The organism is Sphingobacterium sp. SYP-B4668 (genome assembly GCF_027627455.1).
Lineage (GTDB): Bacteria > Bacteroidota > Bacteroidia > Sphingobacteriales > Sphingobacteriaceae > Sphingobacterium.
The window spans coordinates 5,308,452-5,328,730 of sequence record NZ_CP115483.1 but is presented as its reverse complement, the minus strand read 5'-3'; the positions used below and the strand labels follow the sequence as shown (position 1 = coordinate 5,328,730).

Annotated in this window: 18 protein-coding genes and 2 rRNA genes; 5 read left to right on the top strand and 15 right to left on the bottom strand. The window is 41.0% G+C overall.

Annotated elements, in window-relative coordinates:
• Positions 1 to 57 precede the first annotated feature (57 nt).
• Positions 58 to 2,942, top strand: a 23S ribosomal RNA gene (locus tag OQ289_RS21685).
• Positions 2,943 to 3,027: 85 nt separating this feature from the next.
• Positions 3,028 to 3,139, top strand: a 5S ribosomal RNA gene (gene rrf, locus OQ289_RS21680).
• A gap of 210 nt (positions 3,140 to 3,349) precedes the next feature.
• On the opposite strand, the gene OQ289_RS21675 is transcribed toward rrf, so the two are convergent.
• The gene (locus tag OQ289_RS21675; protein WP_033565734.1) at positions 3,350 to 3,730 is read right to left on the bottom strand and encodes an SRPBCC family protein; all 381 of its coding nucleotides are present in this window, start codon (positions 3,728 to 3,730) and stop codon (positions 3,350 to 3,352) included.
• Positions 3,731 to 3,903: 173 nt separating this feature from the next.
• On the opposite strand from OQ289_RS21675, the gene OQ289_RS21670 reads away from it, so the two are divergent.
• Positions 3,904 to 5,265, top strand: coding sequence for a methyltransferase RsmF C-terminal domain-like protein (locus tag OQ289_RS21670; RefSeq protein WP_270088789.1), 1,362 nt, complete (start codon positions 3,904 to 3,906; stop codon positions 5,263 to 5,265).
• 3 nt (positions 5,266 to 5,268) lie between these two features.
• Here OQ289_RS21670 and coaBC read toward each other — a convergent pair whose 3' ends face one another.
• Genes coaBC through OQ289_RS21655 form a run of 3 tightly spaced genes read right to left on the bottom strand, consistent with a single transcriptional unit; the run spans position 5,269 to position 7,754 of the window.
• Positions 5,269 to 6,474, bottom strand: coding sequence for a bifunctional phosphopantothenoylcysteine decarboxylase/phosphopantothenate--cysteine ligase CoaBC (coaBC, locus tag OQ289_RS21665; RefSeq protein WP_270088788.1), 1,206 nt, complete (start codon positions 6,472 to 6,474; stop codon positions 5,269 to 5,271).
• Between the two features lie 9 nt (positions 6,475 to 6,483).
• Complete coding sequence (locus OQ289_RS21660; RefSeq protein WP_033565731.1) at positions 6,484 to 6,813, bottom strand: DNA-directed RNA polymerase subunit omega; 330 nt, start codon at positions 6,811 to 6,813, stop codon at positions 6,484 to 6,486.
• Between the two features lie 26 nt (positions 6,814 to 6,839).
• Entirely contained in the window at positions 6,840 to 7,754 is a 915-nt protein-coding gene (locus tag OQ289_RS21655; protein ID WP_033565730.1) for an outer membrane protein assembly factor BamD, read from the bottom strand.
• A 245-nt stretch (positions 7,755 to 7,999) separates the two neighbouring features.
• Between OQ289_RS21655 and OQ289_RS21650 the strand changes: the two genes are divergently transcribed.
• The gene (locus OQ289_RS21650) at positions 8,000 to 8,281 is read left to right on the top strand and encodes a NifU family protein (protein WP_033565729.1); all 282 of its coding nucleotides are present in this window, start codon (positions 8,000 to 8,002) and stop codon (positions 8,279 to 8,281) included.
• A gap of 71 nt (positions 8,282 to 8,352) precedes the next feature.
• Positions 8,353 to 9,003: a hypothetical protein gene (locus OQ289_RS21645; protein WP_270088787.1), complete on the top strand. Its 651-nt coding sequence runs from the start codon at positions 8,353 to 8,355 to the stop codon at positions 9,001 to 9,003.
• Between the two features lie 9 nt (positions 9,004 to 9,012).
• Here the strand turns inward: OQ289_RS21645 and OQ289_RS21640 are convergent, their stop codons facing one another.
• The 11 genes from OQ289_RS21640 to OQ289_RS21590 form a co-directional block, all read right to left on the bottom strand.
• Positions 9,013 to 10,248 carry an FtsX-like permease family protein gene (locus OQ289_RS21640; RefSeq protein WP_270088786.1) on the bottom strand — a complete coding sequence of 412 codons (1,236 nt, stop codon included), beginning with the start codon at positions 10,246 to 10,248 and terminating at the stop codon, positions 9,013 to 9,015.
• A gap of 7 nt (positions 10,249 to 10,255) precedes the next feature.
• Positions 10,256 to 10,897 carry an MBL fold metallo-hydrolase gene (locus OQ289_RS21635; protein WP_270088785.1) on the bottom strand — a complete coding sequence of 214 codons (642 nt, stop codon included), beginning with the start codon at positions 10,895 to 10,897 and terminating at the stop codon, positions 10,256 to 10,258.
• 19 nt (positions 10,898 to 10,916) lie between these two features.
• Positions 10,917 to 11,504 (bottom strand): gliding motility lipoprotein GldD, encoded by a 588-nt coding sequence (gldD, locus tag OQ289_RS21630; RefSeq protein WP_270088784.1) that lies wholly within the window; start codon positions 11,502 to 11,504, stop codon positions 10,917 to 10,919.
• On the bottom strand, positions 11,501 to 12,250 hold the full coding sequence (locus OQ289_RS21625; protein ID WP_270088783.1) for a shikimate dehydrogenase family protein: 750 nt from the start codon (positions 12,248 to 12,250) through the stop codon (positions 11,501 to 11,503). The genes gldD and OQ289_RS21625 overlap by 4 nt, the downstream gene beginning before the upstream one ends.
• Positions 12,250 to 13,659, bottom strand: coding sequence for a tetratricopeptide repeat protein (locus OQ289_RS21620; RefSeq protein WP_270088782.1), 1,410 nt, complete (start codon positions 13,657 to 13,659; stop codon positions 12,250 to 12,252). Before OQ289_RS21620 ends, OQ289_RS21625 begins: the two co-directional genes overlap by 1 nt.
• A gap of 209 nt (positions 13,660 to 13,868) precedes the next feature.
• The gene (locus tag OQ289_RS21615) at positions 13,869 to 15,251 is read right to left on the bottom strand and encodes an OmpA family protein (RefSeq protein ID WP_270088781.1); all 1,383 of its coding nucleotides are present in this window, start codon (positions 15,249 to 15,251) and stop codon (positions 13,869 to 13,871) included.
• 248 nt (positions 15,252 to 15,499) lie between these two features.
• Complete coding sequence (locus OQ289_RS21610; protein WP_270088780.1) at positions 15,500 to 16,510, bottom strand: inorganic phosphate transporter; 1,011 nt, start codon at positions 16,508 to 16,510, stop codon at positions 15,500 to 15,502.
• A 35-nt stretch (positions 16,511 to 16,545) separates the two neighbouring features.
• Entirely contained in the window at positions 16,546 to 17,193 is a 648-nt protein-coding gene (locus OQ289_RS21605) for a DUF47 domain-containing protein (protein ID WP_033565720.1), read from the bottom strand.
• A 99-nt stretch (positions 17,194 to 17,292) separates the two neighbouring features.
• Entirely contained in the window at positions 17,293 to 18,324 is a 1,032-nt protein-coding gene (locus tag OQ289_RS21600; protein ID WP_270088779.1) for a sensor histidine kinase, read from the bottom strand.
• A gap of 59 nt (positions 18,325 to 18,383) precedes the next feature.
• A complete protein-coding gene (locus tag OQ289_RS21595; protein ID WP_270088778.1) occupies positions 18,384 to 19,037 on the bottom strand; it encodes a phosphatidylserine decarboxylase family protein in 654 nt (217 codons plus the stop codon).
• Between the two features lie 108 nt (positions 19,038 to 19,145).
• Positions 19,146 to 20,264 (bottom strand): toxin-antitoxin system YwqK family antitoxin, encoded by a 1,119-nt coding sequence (locus OQ289_RS21590; RefSeq protein ID WP_270088777.1) that lies wholly within the window; start codon positions 20,262 to 20,264, stop codon positions 19,146 to 19,148.
• Positions 20,265 to 20,279 lie beyond the last annotated feature (15 nt).

The following is a 20,279-nucleotide window of genomic DNA, read 5'->3' as shown; positions in this document are numbered from 1 at the left end:
CCTTTTGGGGAACGTAACGACAAGCACTTCCATGGTAGCAAAAGGGCCATGAGGAGGAAGAAAGTAAATAAGGGCACACGGAGGATGCCTAGGCTCTCAGAGGCGATGAAGGACGTGATAAGCTGCGATAAGCCACGGGGATCGGCAAATGCGACTCGATCCGTGGATTTCCGAATGGGGAAACCTGGCATACTGAAGGTATGCCGTACAATACGCGAACGCGCTGAACTGAAACATCTAAGTAGGCGTAGGAGAAGAAAATAACAATGATTTCCCAAGTAGTGGCGAGCGAACGGGAAAGAGCCCAAACCCATCATGTTACGGCATTTTGGGGGTTGTAGGACCACGATATTGCATTGGCGCTATGAACTGGAACCGGTTGGGAAACCGGGCGATATGGGTGATAGCCCCGTACAGGCAAAGAATGCCAGCATAGTGGTATCCTGAGTACCGCGGGGTCGGAGACGCCCTGTGGGAATCCGGCGGCACCATCCGCCAAGGCTAAATACTCCTGAGAGACCGATAGTGAACCAGTACCGTGAGGGAAAGGTGAAAAGAACCCCGAACAGGGGAGTGAAAAGAACCTGAAACCGTGTGCTTACAAGCGGTCGGAGCGGACAAGTTCCGTGACGGCGTGCCTTTTGCATAATGAGCCTACGAGTTACTCTTGTCTGGCAAGGTTAAGCGGTTCAGCCGCGCAGCCGAAGCGAAAGCGAGTCTTAATAGGGCGCATAGTCAGATGAGGTAGACGCGAAACCTTGTGATCTACCCTTGGGCAGGTTGAAGTTGCAGTAACATGTAATGGAGGACCGAACCGATAAACGTTGAAAAGTTTCCGGATGACCTGAGGGTAGGGGTGAAAGGCCAATCAAACTGGGAAATAGCTCGTACTCCCCGAAATGTTTTTAGGAACAGCGTGAGAATAGAGTCTAGCAGAGGTAGAGCTACCGATTGGGTGCGGGGGAGTCAAATCCTACCAAATCCAGACGAACTCCGAATGCTGTTAGATATGTCTTGCAGTGAGGCTCTGGGTGCTAAGGTCCAGGGCCGAGAGGGAAAGAACCCAGACCATCGGCTAAGGTCCCCAAATGTAGTCTAAGTTGAACTAACGAGGTCCGGTTGCCCAGACAGCTAGGATGTTGGCTTGGAAGCAGCCATTCATTTAAAGAGTGCGTAACAGCTCACTAGTCGAGCGGCCGGGCGTGGATAATAAACGGGCATCAAGATTACTACCGAAGCCATGGATTCATACAGCGATGTATGTCTGGTAGGGGAGCATTCCATCGGGGGCGAAGCAGCATGGCAATGTGCTGTGGACCTTATGGAAAAGCAAATGTAGGCATAAGTAACGATAAGGCGGGTGGGAAACCCGCCCACCGAAAGACTAAGGTTTCCTGATCAACGCTAATCGGATCAGGGTTAGTCGGGGCCTAAGGTACACCCGAAGGGGGATAACCGATGGACAACTGGTCAATATTCCAGTACTTTTTATAACTGCGATGTGGTGACGGAGTAGTGACACTGCCGCGGACTGACGGAATAGTCCGTTGAAAGGCGTAGGTATAGGGACGGTAGGCAAATCCGCCGACCCTGCTGAAACCCAATAGTACAGCAAAGCTCCGGCGGCGCTGATAGAGCAGGTAAACAGACTTCCAAGAAAACCCGCTAAGCTCCAGGTTATAAAAACCCGTACCGTAAACCGACACAGGTAGTCGAGGAGAGGATCCTAAGGTGCTCGAGTGAATCATGGCTAAGGAACTCGGCAAAATGGCCCTGTAACTTCGGGAGAAGGGGCGCTTCCTCACGAGAGTGAGAAGCCGCAGTGAAAAGGCCCAGGCGACTGTTTAACAAAAACATATGGCTTTGCGAAATCGCAAGATGAGGTATAAGGCCTGACACCTGCCCGGTGCTGGAAGGTTAAGAGGGGATGTCATCGCAAGAGAAGCATTGAATCGAAGCCCCAGTAAACGGCGGCCGTAACTATAACGGTCCTAAGGTAGCGAAATTCCTTGTCGGGTAAGTTCCGACCTGCACGAATGGTGTAACGATCTGGGCGCTGTCTCAGCCATGAGCTCGGTGAAATTGTGGTATCGGTGAAGACGCCGATTACCCGCAACGGGACGGAAAGACCCCATGCACCTTCACTATAGCTTAACATTGGAATTGGGTACAGGATGTGTAGGATAGGCGGGAGATGTTGAAGTGGCTTCGCCAGGAGCCATGGAATCAACCTTGAAATACCGCCCTTTCTGTATCCGGTTTCTAACTCGATTATGTCGAGGACATTGTTTGGTGGGTAGTTTGACTGGGGTGGTCGCCTCCAAAAAGGTAACGGAGGCTTTCAAAGGTAAGCTCAGTACGCTTGGTAACCGTACGCGGAGTGCAATGGCATAAGCTTGCTTGACTGTGAGACCGACAAGTCGAACAGGGTCGAAAGACGGACATAGTGATCCGGTGGTTCTGTATGGAAGGGCCATCGCTCAAAGGATAAAAGGTACGCTGGGGATAACAGGCTGATCTCCCCCAAGAGCTCATATCGACGGGGAGGTTTGGCACCTCGATGTCGGCTCGTCACATCCTGGGGCTGGAGAAGGTCCCAAGGGTTGGGCTGTTCGCCCATTAAAGTGGCACGCGAGCTGGGTTCAGAACGTCGCGAGACAGTTCGGTCCCTATCTGTTGTGGGCGTTGGAAGTTTGAGTGGATCTGACCTTAGTACGAGAGGACCGGGTTGGACCGACCGCTGGTGAACCTGTTATGCCGCCAGGTGTACGGCAGGGTAGCTACGTCGGGGATAGATAAGCGCTGAAAGCATCTAAGTGCGAAACTAGCCACGAGATGAGACTTCCTTAGAGGGCCGTAGTAGATGACTACGTCGATAGGTTGTAGGTGTAAAGGTAGAGATACCATAGCCGAGCAATACTAATAGCCCGAAGCTTTCTCAAGCAGAGGACACTGTTGTCTTCCTCTTTGTTTTTTTCTTTCGATTGTCTATAGATACGACCATAATGTGTCGTACCAAAAAGGATTTCAGGTGCCTATATCGGCGGTGTCTACCTCTTCCCATTCCGAACAGAGAAGTCAAGCCCGCCAGAGCCGATGGTATTGCCGTAACAGGTGGGAGAGTAGGTCGGTGCCTTTTTTTATACGCCCCCCCGGGAAACCGGGGAGGCTTTTTTTGTTGCCCCTCCCGGGGACACACAACAGCCCGTATTCCCATCGTATCCCAGGGGATAGGGGAACCGTATTCGCAGCGGATGGCAGGTAGGACAGTAGCTCGACACCATACGTAGAGACAAGGCCAGTAGATTACTTCTACTGGCCTTGTTTCATAAGGTTATACCATTTGGATTTAGTCTTCTGTATAAAACTCGATTAAGGAAGAAATATACGGATCTTCCCAGCCCTCAGAGATTTCTTGGTATGCTTCTTCAGGTATATTGGTTTGGACAACCTCGAGGGAGGTGCCCTTTTTATGCTCATGGAGTTTGATTGTTACGATGGAATCTTCCTGTTCTCCAAAATACCAGTGCTGTACGATTTTCTTGGAAGGTTCTAGCGTCACAAATTTTCCAACAATAGCACCATCCCACATGGAGAATTCGCCTCCCTCAATAGCTTCCATTTCGACCTCGTCACCTGTCCAAAGACGAACCGTAGTTTCAGTGGTGAGCGCCAGATAGACATCCTGTGGTGGGGCGGGTATGATAAAGTATTTTTTTAAATCTTTCATGTTACTGTGTAAGATACAAACTTAGACAAAGTTAAATCTTTTTGCAAGTTACATCATGTGAGCTATGGTATATTGAAGGAATAAATCTTAATTGTATAAGGTTGTTATCAATAAATAACCTCGATTTTTTTTGATAATTATTAACTTTACAAGCATAAACATATCACTACACGATGAGTAATATCCTGCCAAATTCGCTAATTGAGAAACTAGGTGTAAATCCGACATTTGACAAGGAGGCTTTTATAGAAATTCATGAGAGAGGCGAGCGACAGAGCGCCGTACGTATTAATGATAAGAAGATTACCAATGTCCCATTTTTGGGAGCGGAGAAGGTTCCTTGGTGTACAAGAGGTTTCTATTTAGGTAATAGACCCTCTTTTACGTTGGATCCACTTTACCATGCAGGAAGTTATTATTCTCAGGATGCCTCTTCGATGTTCATCGCGCATATTATCGAGAAGTTGGGTTTGGATAAGGAACCTATTCGAGTATTGGATCTTTGTGCCGCGCCGGGAGGAAAGACTACTTTGTTAAATAGTTTCCTTGATGACGAAAGCCTAATAGTAGCAAATGAAATTATTAAGTCTAGAGTAAATATCCTAATGGAAAATGTCATTCGATGGGGTAACTCTAATATTGTAGTGACTAACAATGATCCTAGTGCCTTTAGTAGGTTACCTGGATATTTTGATATGATGTTGGTCGATGCTCCCTGTTCGGGCTCTGGTATGTTTAGAAAGGATAGTTCTGCTATAGACGAATGGTCTGAGGCAAATGTTAAACTTTGTAAGGAAAGACAACAGCGTATTCTTGCGAACTCAATTGATTCGCTTCGGAGTGGTGGAATACTTTTGTATTCGACTTGCTCATACTCGGAAGAGGAAAATGAGGATATTGCGGATTGGTTGATTGGAAACTACGGACTTCAATCTAAGCGTATAGCTGTGAATTCGGATTGGGGTATAGAGGAGACGAGATCAAAGGAAAAGGCTGCTTATGGCTATCGTTTCTATCCACATAAAGTGAGGGGCGAGGGATTCTTCATTGCAGTTTTTGAAAAAGTCACTGCTCAGGAGACGTTTAGTAGGAGAAAAATAAAAGCGGAAAAGTCAGAGGTGCCGAAAAGCCTCTTAGCAAGTTGGATAGAAACTCCAGATGATCATACGGCTTTCTTACACCATGAGCATATACATATTTTTCCAAAACGATACGAACTGGATTTGAAAATTCTTCAAAATGTTCTTTATCTAAGGTTAGTCGGAACGGATATAGGTAAAATGTCGGGGAAGGATTTAATTCCGAGTCATGGATTGGCTCTGAGCAATCACATTAAGAAAGAGATTCCAAAACTAGTTGTCTCGCTTGAGGAAGCACGAGATTATTTGCGAAAGGAAAATATATCTCCACAGCACGAAATGCCAAATGGATGGGCATTGGTTTACTATGATGGCGTTGATTTGGGGTGGGTGAAGGTGTTGAAGAATAGAATTAACAATTACTACCCTAAAGAAAGTAGAATTGTTCATTTGTAAGCTTTAGCTTTTAGCTAGGTGCTCCACAATAATCTGACAAATGTCTTTTGCGACTTCCATTTTTGACTTCAATGCAAAGACCTGCTCTTTGCCATTTTGAGTAATAATGGTAATTTTGTTGGTGTCTTTAGCAAAGCCAGCACCGATATCTTGCATAGAGTTTAAGACGATGAAGTCTAGATTTTTCTTAACGAGCTTCGCCTTTGCGTTCTCTAATTCATTATTTGTCTCTAAAGCAAAGCCAATAAGGACTTGATTATCCCTCTTCCGTTTTCCAAGAGTTGCCAGTATATCGATAGTCTTTTTCATATCGATGGAGAAGGTGTCTTCCTTTTTTTTGATTTTTTGGTCCGCAACTGTTTGAGGGGTATAGTCCGCAACCGCTGCACTCATGACTATAATATCGGATTGTTCAAAACAAGCTTCCGTCTTTTCAAACATTTCTTGAGCAGATGTGACAGCAATTGTATCTACCCCTTGGGGGTGTTCTAAAGCAGTTGGCCCTGAAATAAGGGTAACAGTCGCACCAAGTTCTTTTAACCTTTGAGCTATTGCATAGCCCATTTTTCCACTGGAGTGATTACCTATGAATCTGACTGGGTCAATTGCTTCATGTGTTGGACCTGCTGTGACTAACGCTGTTTTTCCTTTTAGAGCATCTCCATTTTCAAAAAAAGAAGTTAAATGAGAAAGAATCTCAGCTGGTTCGGCTAATCGTCCCTCGCCAATTAATCCGCTGGCAAGCTCTCCTTCACCTGGTGGAATCATTATATTCCCATATGAATTTAATGAGCTAATATTACGAATAGTACTTGGGTGCTTCCACATGTCCAAATCCATAGCAGGAGCGTAGAATACCGGACATTTGGCTGAAAGATATACGGCTGTTAGCAAATTGTCGCAAAGACCATTTGCTAATTTTCCCAATGTGTTCGCGGTAAGCGGGGCAAATAGTAGAATATCTGCTTCGAGTCCAATATGGACATGATTGTTCCATTCTCCTGTTTTTTCGTCGAAATAATCAACGAACACTGGATTATTAGAGAGTGTAGATAAGGTAAGAGGAGTAATGAAGTGAGTAGCCTCATGGGTCATTAGGACCTTGACTTTGGCTCCTTCTTTAGTAAGAAGGCGGACAAGTGTCGCAATTTTGTATGCGGCAATACTGCCGCATACACCAATTACAATATTTTTGCCTATCAAAGACATTTTGTATTATTAATCTTGCTCTTTAGATGGGTTTCTGTAATAAACCTTATCATGTAGGAATTCATCAATAGCCACTAAGCTAGGCTTAGGCATGCGCTCGTAATGTTTTGAAATTTCGATTTGTTCGCGATTTTCGAAAACTTCCTCAAGGTTATCGTTGCTACTAGCAAATTCGGCCAGTTTACTGTTCAATTCTTCCTTAATATCAACGGAAATTTGATTCGCTCTTTTGGATATTACTACAATAGATTCATATAGGTTGTCTGTGCCTTTATCTAATTGTCTCAAATCACGTGTTACAGTACTGTTAGGAAGACTGTTGTTGTTTGTTTGACTCATATTGATGGTATTTACTAGTTTCTTAATTATTTTTGCTCTTCAGCTGTATTCTCACCTTGTTGGTTGATGCCCAACTCTCTTTCTTGCTCTTCAATAGATTTTTTAATTTCATTCCATTTCTTAATGGATTGTGCCATACTCACCTCCGAATCTTTTCTTATTCCTTCTACCTCTTTCAGGTGCTTACTCTCTGGATAGTCTTCGATAAATTCTTGATAGTAGTCGATGACTTTGCTGTAGCGTTCTTCTTGTCTACGAGGGTGGCTTTTTTCTGCGTATTTATACTGTGATTTGATGATAAGATAATTAATCTCCTCCGCATACTTTGTATCTGGGTAATCTTTCAAGACATTTTCTAAAGCAATTACGGCGGCTTTATAGTCGTCGTTTAATCCCATATCATAGTAGAGTCTGGCATTCGAAAATGCTTTTCGCTCTAATTTATCTCTGAGGGTTTGAATCAAATCCGACGCTTCTTTAGCTTTTTCCGACTCTGGATATAGGTTGACAAATAATTGTAACTCATCTATAGCTTTTCTTGTGTTCTCTTGGTCCAAGCTGTAACGAGGGGAATCAAGATAAAAACAGTAGGCAGACATGAAACGACATTCTTCTGCTTTTGCACTATTTGGAAAAGTCTGTGCAAATTGTTTGAAATGGTAACGAGCTGATGTGTAGTCTTTTAGGCGGTAGTTAGTGTAGGCCGTATAATAATACAAATCCTCTGCCTCAGCCTGTCCTCTATAGCGCTGCATCAAATCATCAAATAGGGCCAGTGCTTTTGTGTACTTTTTCTTCTCGTAATATTTAACCGCCTCTTGATACTTTAAAGGTAGATTATTGCTTGCACGCAACTTCTCATACTTACTCTTACAGCCACTTACAAATATAATGAGCAATAACCCGGCAACGACTGCCACTAAACGCCTATTTAAAAACATTTTACAAAGATAAGTGAATTTGATATAATAGTCAATTAATTTTTGATATGCAATATAGCGCAAAGATAAGTTCCTCACAATTACGCTTCCGAATTTAACAAACTTTAACTACAGCGTTGACATCATAGACAAAGTATATTTTTGTCACAAAGGTGTTGAAAAAAGGTGAATGTGACGGCAGCGATACAGGGTAATTTCGAATAATTCCTTATATTTACAAATCAAATTAATATAAATAAATTGATATGACGTTACACGAGAGAGTTGAGCAGGCCTTAGATACTATTAGACCTTATTTAGAGACAGATGGAGGGAACGTAAGCGTGGACGAGATTACCGCTGATAATGTTGTAAAATTGAGACTTACAGGGGCTTGTGCTTCCTGTTCTATGAGCATTATGACATTTAAAGCAGGGTTGGAGCAGGCGATACGAAAGGCTGTACCTGAGATAACCGCAGTAGAGGCACTTAATATTACAAGTGTAGATGATCCAAATGCTACAACACCTTCTCCAAATGTTCTGTAAGAACATTGGTTGTTAAACTATTAACAGATTTTAACAGCACCATTTATGGTGAATTGTTTAGTTTTGTAGTCATGGTAATAAACCGAAAATATACTTTTTTATTATTTTTAGCTTTAATGCTGTCTTCTCTTTCTTTTGCACAAGAAAAGAAGATTGTACAATTTAGCGGAATAATTCATGCTATTGGATCGGAATTGCCTGTACCATTTGTAACAATTAGAAATGGAGATCGAGCTGAGCAGGTCTACGTATCTAATCATGAAGGTTTTTTTTCCTTTGTAGCGCATGTGGGGGATACGGTGCGGTTTTCTTCTATAGGGTATGACCCTACTTCCTTTGTCATTCCTCACACGGCAGATGATAAGTATACTGCTGCTATTCTGATGAAAAGTTTGGTAAAGGAATTGCCTATGGTAACTCCGTTTCCTTGGGCAAGTATCGAGGAGTTTAATATTGCTTTTATGGCCCTGCAAGTTGGAGACGATGCGATTGCTACAGTACGTAAGAATGTTTCTCCTGAAGCGTTGGCAGCGTTAGCGCGAATTACACCTCGAAGCGCAGAGGAAATTCAAAATTTTAACTCGGTTCAACGTCATATAGGACTCACCAACAAAGCAATCAATCAAAAATATGCCAATCCCCTCTTGAATCCCTTCGCTTGGGGAAGCTTAATTAATGACATCGTAAAGGGTGATTTCAGCCGTAAGAAATTAAAATACTAACTTTTCTTTTTATTCTGATGTTTTTGTATGAAAGCTACCGATAGCCTTGACGCTTAAGTAAGACGAAAGGTACGAGATGACGATAGACACTAATAGCACTGTCAAAAAGACTAATCCAAAATCAGTTAGCCTCATGTCCACCGGGTAAGCATCTATAATACTATTCTGTCCTTCTTGCGTGCGAATGAATCCGAAAGTATCCTGAGCGAAACAAAATATATAACCAATCAGTATTCCAAAAGTGCTGCCTATTAGTGAAATTAGCATCCCTTCATTGTAAAAGATTCGTTGAATCAGTGAATTTTCAGCGCCTAAGCTCTTGAGGATAATCATATCTTGACGCTTGTCTATGACGAGCATCGTCATAGAGCCTATGATATTAAAGATTGCAATAATACCGATAAAGGTAAGAATGAAGAAAACTGCCCATTTCTCGGTACGGACAGTCTTATATAGAGTCGGATTTTGCTCTTCCCGATTCAAGACTCTAAATTCATCCCCAAGCATAGCTTGTATTTGTTCCTCAATGGTTGTTAAGCCGTCAGGATTGTGTGTGTAGATTTCGATAGCAGAGACTTTCTCATATTCTCCTAAAGCATCTCTAGCAAAGTCTATAGGCGTTATAATGAGGTTGTCAAATCCTTGCTGGTACTTCAATACCCCTCTAGGGCTAATTCCCCTCTGTATGATATCATCAGCTGGATTTACAGCGTTACCGCCACCCTTCTTCGGTGAATTGACCAGCATTGTATTTTGGAGTCCTACGATTGGGATTTGTAAATTGGCCTGTACGCTAGCTCCGATAATAGCATAACTTACATTTTCTTTTGAAATGGTGAATTCTCCAGCGTATAGCATACTATCTGCAGCATGTTGGTTCAGGCTTTTGGGCTCGATTCCTTTGATTTGGCCAATGAACTGGTGATTACCATATTGTAGTAATACTTTTTCCTCCAACACTTCGCTGTAACCTTTGATTTCTTTTTGTTTGCGAAGGTTTTCAAATAATTCGTTGTGGGTTGAGAATAATTTTCCTTCAGCAGGTTCGACTCGCAATTCGGGAGAGAAGGTACTAAACATGGAAAGGATTACCTTTTCCATGCCGTTATAGAAGGAAAGTACAATGACTAGTGCCGCACTACTTACCAAAACACCCACTACACTAATTGTCGAGATAATGTTGATGGCATTTACCGATTTTTTCGAAAAAAGATATCGTCGGGCAAAAAAGTGAGACAGCTTCATGTTTTACTTAACCTCTAACAAATGGATTGGATTTTTTCTCTTCACCTATTGTGGTTGCGGGGCCATGTCCAGGGTATACTGTGACGTCCTCAGGCAAAGTATACAGCCGTTGTTTGATACTCGTGAGGAGTTGATCATGATTTCCTCCTGGTAAATCCGTTCGACCTATGCTTCCCCTGAATAGCGCATCCCCACCAATCACAAATTTTTGCTTTTCATGATAGAAGCAGAGATGTGCAGGAGAGTGTCCTGGTACAAAAATTAGTTGGAGTTGTTCCTCCCCAAAAGAAACGGTTCCCGTCTCGCTTAAAAAATGCTCTCCTATAGGTGATACTTCATAACGAATCCCCATTTGTGGTGCATAGTTTTGAACTTCAATGAGTAGCGGGAGCTCTCCCTCATGAAATTGTGGAAAGAGGCCAAAATGTTCATGTACAAAATGATTGCCAAGTACATGGTCTATGTGACAATGTGTGTTAAGAAGTAAAACCGGCGTCAGTGACTTCTCTGAAATAAATTGTAGAAAAGCAGTTTCTTCAGTATTTCCATACATACCAGGGTCGATGATCGCACAATTTCCTTGATCATCGTAGAGTATGTAGGTATTTTCTTGATAGGGATTACAGACAAACTGTTTTAAGTGTACCATAGTGAATCAAAAATACAATTTATTTCCAATGAATCGTTTCGATGATACGTTCAATATCATTGTTTATGAAATCCAATACCGGTTGTATAGAGTCCAGATGTGGCTTTTCATTAAAATATAGCGCACCTCTAAGATAGTGTGTAGTGCTGTCAGATACAAAAAACTGGTCATTTGAAGCCGTATTTCCTCTAATATAATATTGTATGCCATAGATTCGACGGCTTTGGTCGAAGATTCTCTTTTGTTCAATAGCCGTCGCTTTGACCGTGTGATTGAAGGCAAAAGTCCGAGCATCTTCCGTCAGTTGCTGCAAGGATGCACTGTTGTCAATATGAAAGTAGCTTAAATGTAGACGAGCATTGAATGCTGGAAAATCTAGATTTAGCCAGCAAGGTTTCGCTTCTTTATTATCGTCTTTGCTCAGTCGAGCATAGGTTGGGATTTCAAAATCAAAGGGACACCCAGTTTGGGTGCTAGCATATTTTTTCTCTGGAAATTCAATTCTAAAATAGCCGCGTGGTTTTGGCGAGTAATCTTCTTGACAGGCTTGAAGACCCAATAGTCCAATTAGCACGAGTACAATAGCTACGTAGATTCGTTGATTCATAGGCTTTCATTCCAGACTTCCCAATTTTTCTCAGCTTGTAATAGAAGCATCTCATATCCGTTTTTGATTGTTGCTCCTCTTTCTTTTCCTTTCTGTAGGAAAAGTGTAAGTTCGGGGTTGTAGACCAAATCGTATAGTAGGTGGTTTTCGGATAGCGACTCGTAAGGGATATTCGGACAGCTGTCTATATTTGGAAATGTACCCAAGGGAGAGCAGTTGATAATTAAGCTATACTCCTGCATCAGGGCATTATTCAGATCTTGATAACAAAGGTTGTCTTCCGTTTTTATTCGGCTCACGAAACGGTAGTTAATACCGAGCCTAGACAGTACATATACTACTGCCTGAGCCGCTCCCCCATTACCCAGTACCAGCGCATTTCGATGATGGGGTTTTAACAATGGGATTAAGGATTGTTCAAATCCAAAGGCATCAGTATTGAAGCCTTTCAGGTGGTAGTGTTCTCCTTTCTTGCGAATCTGTATACAGTTGACAGCTTTTATTTCTTTAGCCTCGTCAGACAGCTCATCTAAAAATCGTATAATACTTTGCTTGTGTGGAATGGTGACATTGACGCCATAGAGACCTTCCATAGTCTGATACAGACTGTGGAAAGTCTCGATATCTTCGATAGCGTAGAGGTCATATTCTATATCTTTAATATTTTCTTTCTCAAATTTTTCCAGATAGAATTTTTTTGAAAAAGAATGTCCCAGTGGAAAGCCAATCAGGCCTAATTTCTTCATTAGTCTTTTAAAGCGTATTTTTTTATGATGTCAACAATAATCTTATTGCCCTGAAGCTGTGGAAGGTATTCAAAGATGATATAATGCTTGTCCGGGTCAGTAGCTAGACCTATTTCTAGAAAGTTGAGTGCCTCGTTGTATTGACCATTTGCAAACAGGTAAGCAACCATTCTGTAATACAGTTCGGCCGCCTCTGGATTATTCTTGATCGCATCAGCGATAGTATCAATGGCTTCCAAAAACTTACTTTGTTCAAAGTAAATAGAGGAGAAATCTAACCATGCCTCTATATCAGTAGGGTTGAGTTCTACAACCTTTGCATAGGCTTTCTCGGCTTCTTCAAGTTGTTTTAATTTATATCGAGCGTCGGCAATCGCAAACCAGTAATCGGGGTTTTTATCGTCGATATCCAATGCCTTTTTATAAAAGTGAAGCGATTCAAAGTAACGTTCTTCAAAGTCTAATGTGACGCCGATTCCGAACCACGCATCGCCCATGTGGCTATCTAGTTTGACCGCTTTCTTATAATATTGGCGAGCTTCATCCATCTGCTCCAATTTTTCATAGCATTCGCCTATGGCGCAGTAAGTTTCGGCACTTGGGGGTTCATATTCAAAAGTCTGCTTATAGACATCTATTGCCTCTTGAAAAAAGTCTAGGTTGACTAACGCATTTCCCTTATTGAAATACGCCGACGAAAAGTTTTCCTTAATCAGGATGGCATAGTCGTAAGCGTCTATTGCCTCCCGGTATTGACTCAGCTTGTGATATGCATTCCCAAGATTGTACCAAGCGGCGTAGGAGTAGGGGTCATTGTCAATATATTGGAGATAAAAAGCAACACTTTCCTCCTGTTTGTCTAACACGTCGTAACAGAAGGCTAATTCATAGAGCGCGTCTTGATTTTCCATATTGAGTTCGAGGGACTTGCGCAAGTAATGGATTGCTTTATCATAATCTCCCTCAGATTGATACAAACCACTGATTTGATAGTAAACTTCATCTTTGCTATCTGAAAGTTCCAGTGCTCGCTCTAAATTACGGTGTGCCTCTTCAAAATTATTTAAAGAGCCAAGTATACTACCTTTTATGAGATATATATCCCCTTCAGACGGCTCTAAAAGCTCCGCTTTCTCTAGTGCCGTTAATGCACTATGAAATTGGTTGGTTGCCGCAAATAGTTGCGCCTGCTTCAAAAAGAAGTTCGTCTCGAAGGGATGTTGACTAATTGCGTAGTCAACAACTTGTAATGCTTTTATAGGATCATTCTTATCCATATAGTATTCGATGATTCCCTCAAAAGCCTTCGTGTCGAAGAAATATTGATCTTCATTTCTGATCATCTCTTCATAGCGGTCAACTGAAAATTTCTGTTCTTCTGGAGAACCAAATTCGAATTCCTCTTCCATCGTATTCCTTTCTATTTAGAAATCATAATCCCATTCACTAATCTTAAAAGAAAAATAAGACTTTTTATTGAATATATGATGTACATGTTTTCCACAATTCGTGAAAATCATACTGCAAAGGTACAACAAATAAACTTATTGTGTTAGAAAGACAAAAAGCCGGCTCATTTGAGCCGGCTTCTTATGTCCAATTATTCGGTTATGAATAATTATTTTTTGATCTCAACGCGACGGTTTTGGATACGTCCTTCTTCAGTAGCGTTAGATGCAACTGGATTAGCTTCTCCGTAACCGTTAGCTGTTACTTTAGCAGCAGCAACACCAGCGTTAACCAAGTATTGTTTTACTGCATTAGCGCGGTCTTTAGAAAGAGTTTGGTTGTAAGCTTCAGTACCTTCTGCTGATGCATAACCTGCTAAAGAGATTGATGAGTTGTTATCACGTAATTCTTTAGCCAATCTGTCTAATGTAGAGTAAGATTCAGTTTTCAATACAGAGCTATCAAACTCGAATTGAATGTTGCTGTACTGACCTGTAGAAGCAGTATAGTCATTTTTAGGTGCTTCTGGGAATTTGATAGGACATCCTGAACCATCTACTACTGTACCAGCAGGAGTGTTAGGACATTTGTCAAATTTATCAGATACTCCGTCACCATCAGAATCTTTACCTAATTGGTCAACAGTTCCTTCCAAAGTAGATACACGTTGTTTCAACGCTTCAACTTCGTTTTTCAATGAAGGATCTTTCAACTCATCGTACAAGGTAGCTACTGGGTTAGCAAAAGTCAAGTTTTGTTTGTCTCTTGAACCTAAAGTGAATTCTAAACCACCGTATACGTTAGCAAATTTACCTTTAACATCAGAACGACCTGGTCCGTAAAGCAAGTTGTCATCAGTGAAGTTCATTGTGTAACCTAAGTTCAAGGCAACAACTTCAGATAATTTGAATTTAACACCTACACCAACTGGTACGTAAGCTGCCAATTTGTTGTCTCTATCTCCTGATTTTTCTCTGTCTCCAAAGATTTCATCTCCCCAGTTACCTTTGTTGTTGTAAACTTCAGTACCAGTGAAATCATTGTTTAAGTATTGGATAGGGTTATTAGCCAATACTCCCAAACCTACTTTTGCGTAGAAGTTAACTGCATTTTCTCTTCTCATGAAGTCGATAGTACCCAATTGGAATACTCCGTTCAAGCTAGCTGCCCAGTTAACATCAGTTCTTGCAGATTTAGCTCCATTTGCAGTTTCTGCAGCAGGACCAGATAAATCGTGGTTGAAAGTTTTGATCTTACCTCTGTTACCTTCTAATTCTAAACCGAAAAGGTGAGAGAATTGTTTACGTACAGTCAAACCGTAGTACTCACCAACTTTATTTTGGAAGTAACCAACTTTCTGACCGAAGTTGTTAGAACCTCCGATAAGTACGTTGGGAGTAGTGATACCACCTTGTACTCCGATAGACCAAGTTCTGTACTGTGATCTTCCTCCGAATACTGTAGGCTGTTGCGCTTGAGCAACCTCAGCGTAACCTAGAGCGGCTACTAGTGAAGCAGCGATAGCTGTTTTTTTAATTGTAGAATAGTTCATACTCTTGTTTTTAAGGTTATTAAAATTTTAATTGTTTTCTTAACTTTATTTAACGCTATTAATCCAAACAATAACTGTACCAAAAATCAAAAATGCCTAAAATGCATTCCATCTAAGGGAGCCATCTTCTTTAGACTCATATAACTAGCGTGTAAATGTAGTTATTTTGGTTATTATTCGCAAGTTTTTGAACATTCTATTCATCGATTGCCAATAAATGAGACATTAATGTAGGGTTTTAACTACAATTATAAAAGATAATGGATAATCGCAAGTGTGATTCCACCGAGTAAGGCAGATACAGGTATAGTCAATACCCATGCCCATAGTAGGCTAATAGTGACTCCCCATCTTACTGCCGATACTCTCTTAACAATGCCCACCCCAATTATTGAACCCGTAATTGTATGCGTAGTAGAAGCAGGGATACCGAAGTGCTCTGTGATACCTAAGGTCACAGCGCCTGCAGTCTCAGCACTTACTCCTTCTAAGGGCGTGACTTTTGTAATTTTGGTACCCATTGTTTTCACAATTTTCCAACCTCCACTCATCGTTCCTGCAGATATAGCTGCATAACATGTAAGCGGGATCCACTCGGGCATATGCTCGGTATTCTCTACATATCCACCAGCGACCATTGCCACCAAGATAATACCCATTACTTTTTGTGCATCGTTACCACCATGTGCAAAGCTCAGTGCTGCAGAAGAGATAAGCTGCAAAAACTTAAACCATTTTTCTGCAACCCGCGGTTTGGTGTTCTTGGCCAAGTTGATGATAATCAATGTAATAATGACCGATATGACCATCCCTATTACGGGTGCAAGAACTATGAATGAGATTATTTTTAATGTTGCGTCGATATTGATGGCATGAATAGGGTCTCCTCCCATTATAAAGGCGTAGGCCATCCCTGATCCAGCGAAACCTCCGATAAGTGTATGCGAGGAGCTAGAAGGGACACCATAGTACCATGTAAATAAGTTCCAGCCAATTGCAGCTACCAGTCCTGCAAAAATTACCTCCAAAGTAATATATTCTTCAATAACAGTTTTGGCAACTGTATTGGCAACCTTATGGTCCGTAAAATAGAAATAGGCAGCAAAATTGAATATTGCGGCCCATAGTACGGCCATAAAGGGTGTAAGTACTTTTGTTGAAACAACTGTAGCAATTGAATTGGCCGCATCATGGAAGCCATTGATGTAGTCAAATGCAATTGCGAGTATAATTACAACAACTAATAGGGTTGAAATCATTGTGAAATTCTTAAAACTTAAAGACGATACTTGTCCTAAGCATTTTTAACTAAAATACTTTCCAATACATTTGCGACATCTTCGCATTTGTCTGTAGCATCTTCCATTGCAGATAATACTTCTTTATACTTGATCAAGTTGATAGCATCCTTTTCATATTCAAAAAGTTCGGCGACTGCTTTATCGAAGATATAGTCAGCCTTGTTTTCTACACTATTGATACGTACACAAGAGTCCGTAATATTGCGGATGTTTTTCAGATCTTTTAGTTCATAGATTGCTTTTGCAACGTGTTCTGTTGCTTCGAGGATTAAGTCTGTAATCTCAATCATTGGTTGGCTTGGTTCCAACACTTTATAGAGTTCCATTCGGTTGGAAGCGCCGTGGATAAAATCAGCGACGTCGTCTAATGAGCTCGCAAGAGCATGAATATCTTCCCTATCAAAAGGCGTAATAAAATTCTTTCCTAATTCAAGGTGGATTTGGTGCGTGATATTGTCGCCCTTATGCTCTAGATCCTCAATCTGTTTGCTGATTTCTCTTCGGGTGTCCAGATTGGTTGTGTTGACGGCCTGCTTCAACAGCTTTGCCATATCTATTAGGTTGCTTCCCGCTTGCTCGAACAGAGGGAAGAATTTTTTGTCCTTCGGAACAAAATAGTGAAAAATGCTATTTAACGACATATGTTAATATAATTTGTGCAAAGTTATAAAGTCTATGTTAAGTTAATGTTAAGTTTCACCGAAGTTCATATTTAGGATTGTTCACTTCCGCTTAGGGGCTTAATTTTTTGCTTTTTCAAGTGTGAATCCAAAGGTGGTCCCGATTCCTTCTGTGCTTCTCACGTTTACATTCTGTTGGTGAGCTTCTATAATGTGTTTGACAATAGCAAGTCCCAATCCCGAACCACCGATACCTCTAGAACGGCTTTTATCCGTTCTGAAGAAACGTTCAAATACACGGGATAGGTTCTTTTCTTCGATTCCTTGTCCATTGTCCGTTACCTCTATCAAGATTTGTTCAAAGAGTGGGAATATACGAATATCCGTATCACCTCCAGCCACACCATATTTTATCGAATTGTCTATCAAATTCGTAAGTACCTGCTGTATTTTCTTTCTATCAGCTTTTACAAAACAAACGTTTTGATATTTTTGTTTGAACATAAGTCTGATTTTTTCAGACTTCGCCTTATCATCAAGGTTTTCGATAGTCTCCTTAATAAGTTCTACGACGTCAAATTTTTCGATGTTTAAAGATATACGTCCCGATTCCAACTTCGATATTTCATCCAAATCATAGATGAGATAACTAAGTCTGTCTAAGTTTTTAGAAGCCTTCTCTAAGAAGCCTTTCGCCATCTCTGGATCATCATCAATTAACCCGTCTTGAAGCGTTTCCACGTAGCCTTGAATTGCAAATAGCGGAGTTTTGAATTCGTGGGATATGTTTGATAAAAATTCCCTTCTGAATTTTTCTTGATTTTTTAGCCGATCGATTTCTGATTTTTTCTCTTTAGCCCAATCCCTTACCTCCCTTTCGGCATCCGTGATAGGATCGTCGCTCACATACTCTCCGAGGGCGTCTTTAAGGTCCTTTCCTAGTTTTAAATTATGAATCAGTTTGTAAATTGTATTTATTCGTCGATAAATATACTTTTCAAATAGAAAATAGAATACGATGAAACTTACGACTAGTGATATTCCAAAGGTGATAAGGGCCGCGATGAGGTCATGTTGGTAATAGAAACTGACAATAGCAATAGAAAGGCCTACTGCGGCAGCATTAATGAGAACGAGTAGTTTAAAATTCATAAAAAAAGCTTCGAAATACTTTCGAAGCCTAAGATAAGTAATGCTTTATTAAATCTATGTTAAAATCTCCCGATTATTGTTTTGCCACCCACGACCTTGTCTTCAAGATTGACCTCAATCTTAGTGCCTAGGGGTAAGAACACGTCTACACGTGATCCAAATTTGATAAACCCAAATTCCTCGCCTTGGATTACCGCATCGTTTTCTTTAACATACCATACGATCCTCCGAGCCAAAGCGCCAGCAATTTGCCTAAAAAGCACTTCCTGTCCATTCTTCGCTTGCACAACAGTTGTCGTGCGCTCATTCTCAGTCGATGACTTCGGGTGCCAAGCCACTAAGAACTTTCCAGGATGGTATTTAAAATATTTGACGATTCCACCTACAGGATTTCGGTTCGAATGTACGTTAATAGGCGACATGAATACCGATACCTGTATACGTTTGTCCTTGAAGTATTCTTCTTCCGTTGTCTCTTCGATGACAACGACCTTTCCATCCGCAGGACATAGGATGATACCGTCATCAACCGTGATATGACGGATTGGACTTCTAAAGAATTGTACAATAGTAATAAAAAGGAATGCTGACACGATATAAATGATCCACTTAACAGCAGTAGGAGCATCATAATAATCCGCAAGCGCACTGGCTACAAAAATAACAAATACGACGATAGCTAAACTGGTATAACCTTCTTTGTGAAATTTCATTATTAACAATATTGTGCAAACTTAGATAATCTTTCTTTTATATAAAAGAAACTGACCCTTTTCCGAACGCTATAAATAGAAAATTATAAAATAATTTGAAAGGCTGCATTAGCCTTCAGCAGGTCTCTTAATCACCAAGGAGTGGACATCTACCCCTCCAGTAGCATTTTTCTCTAATCTCCCGGAAACCACAATATTGTCATTCACAGGCTGTCCATCCTTTAGTGAGGGAAAGTAGTAAGGCACATCGTTCACCACCCTCATCAGCAAGACTTGCGTATCGTGGTCATCAATTCGTTTTTGAAATTCAGTAGACCTTGGCTCTCCGTCCGACGATAATTTGACCGTATATTCAAATTCTCCAGACACGATACCGTTGGTGAGACGAAATTCTTCAAATCTTTTTTCAATTTTATCCGATAGATAGTTGGTGAAGTTGCTGTAGTCGTCGAAGTTGCATTTTTTGAATATTAATAATTCACTTCGAAAAAAATACTCCATTGGCAAAAGAGGAAATTGCGCTTCTGAATAACTTTCATCTTTAAAATAATCATCCCCTCTTACTAACGCTCCCGCTCTGTAATATTCTTCGGCTGCCAATACCGTGTTCTTTTTTTCATCTACAAATTGCACTGTCCAGCGTTCTTCAGGTACACCATTCACCACCTTACCCCTTCTTCTCAGAAAAGGGTACCCATATTCTGTATAACCTTCAAAAGGAATTGTAAATTCATATATTCCATTTCCTTCTTGAATCAACTGTTTTCTCTTTTGATTCCAAAAAGACATGATTTTCAATCCGTTGTTTTGATATAATAATGTCAACATCGGCTGTCCATCTGGATAGTAGAATTTCCAGTTCCCTTGAGCTTGATTGTCAACAAAGGTCACTTCCCATTTCAATATACCATTTGGATGGTACGCTTTGAAAGCACCGGCCTTTTTGCCATTTTGATAATGTCCCGTCAGTAATACATGTCCATTTGGTCCAAAATCCTTAAAGCTACCGTCAAAATTGTTCGTTTCTTTATTAAATCCCGCTACACGTTCTATCGATTTAAACTGGCAATCCTTTTCCGTCAGATAATAAAAATTATCATAATAGAATCGCATCAAGCTATCCGAGACCACTTCAAAATAAATCGGTTTCACTTCTTGACCCTTTACAAGTGATGTGACGAGCGATGTGAATAAAATGAATAATCCTAATTTTCTGAATATAACCATTTTGATGTCTTTTAT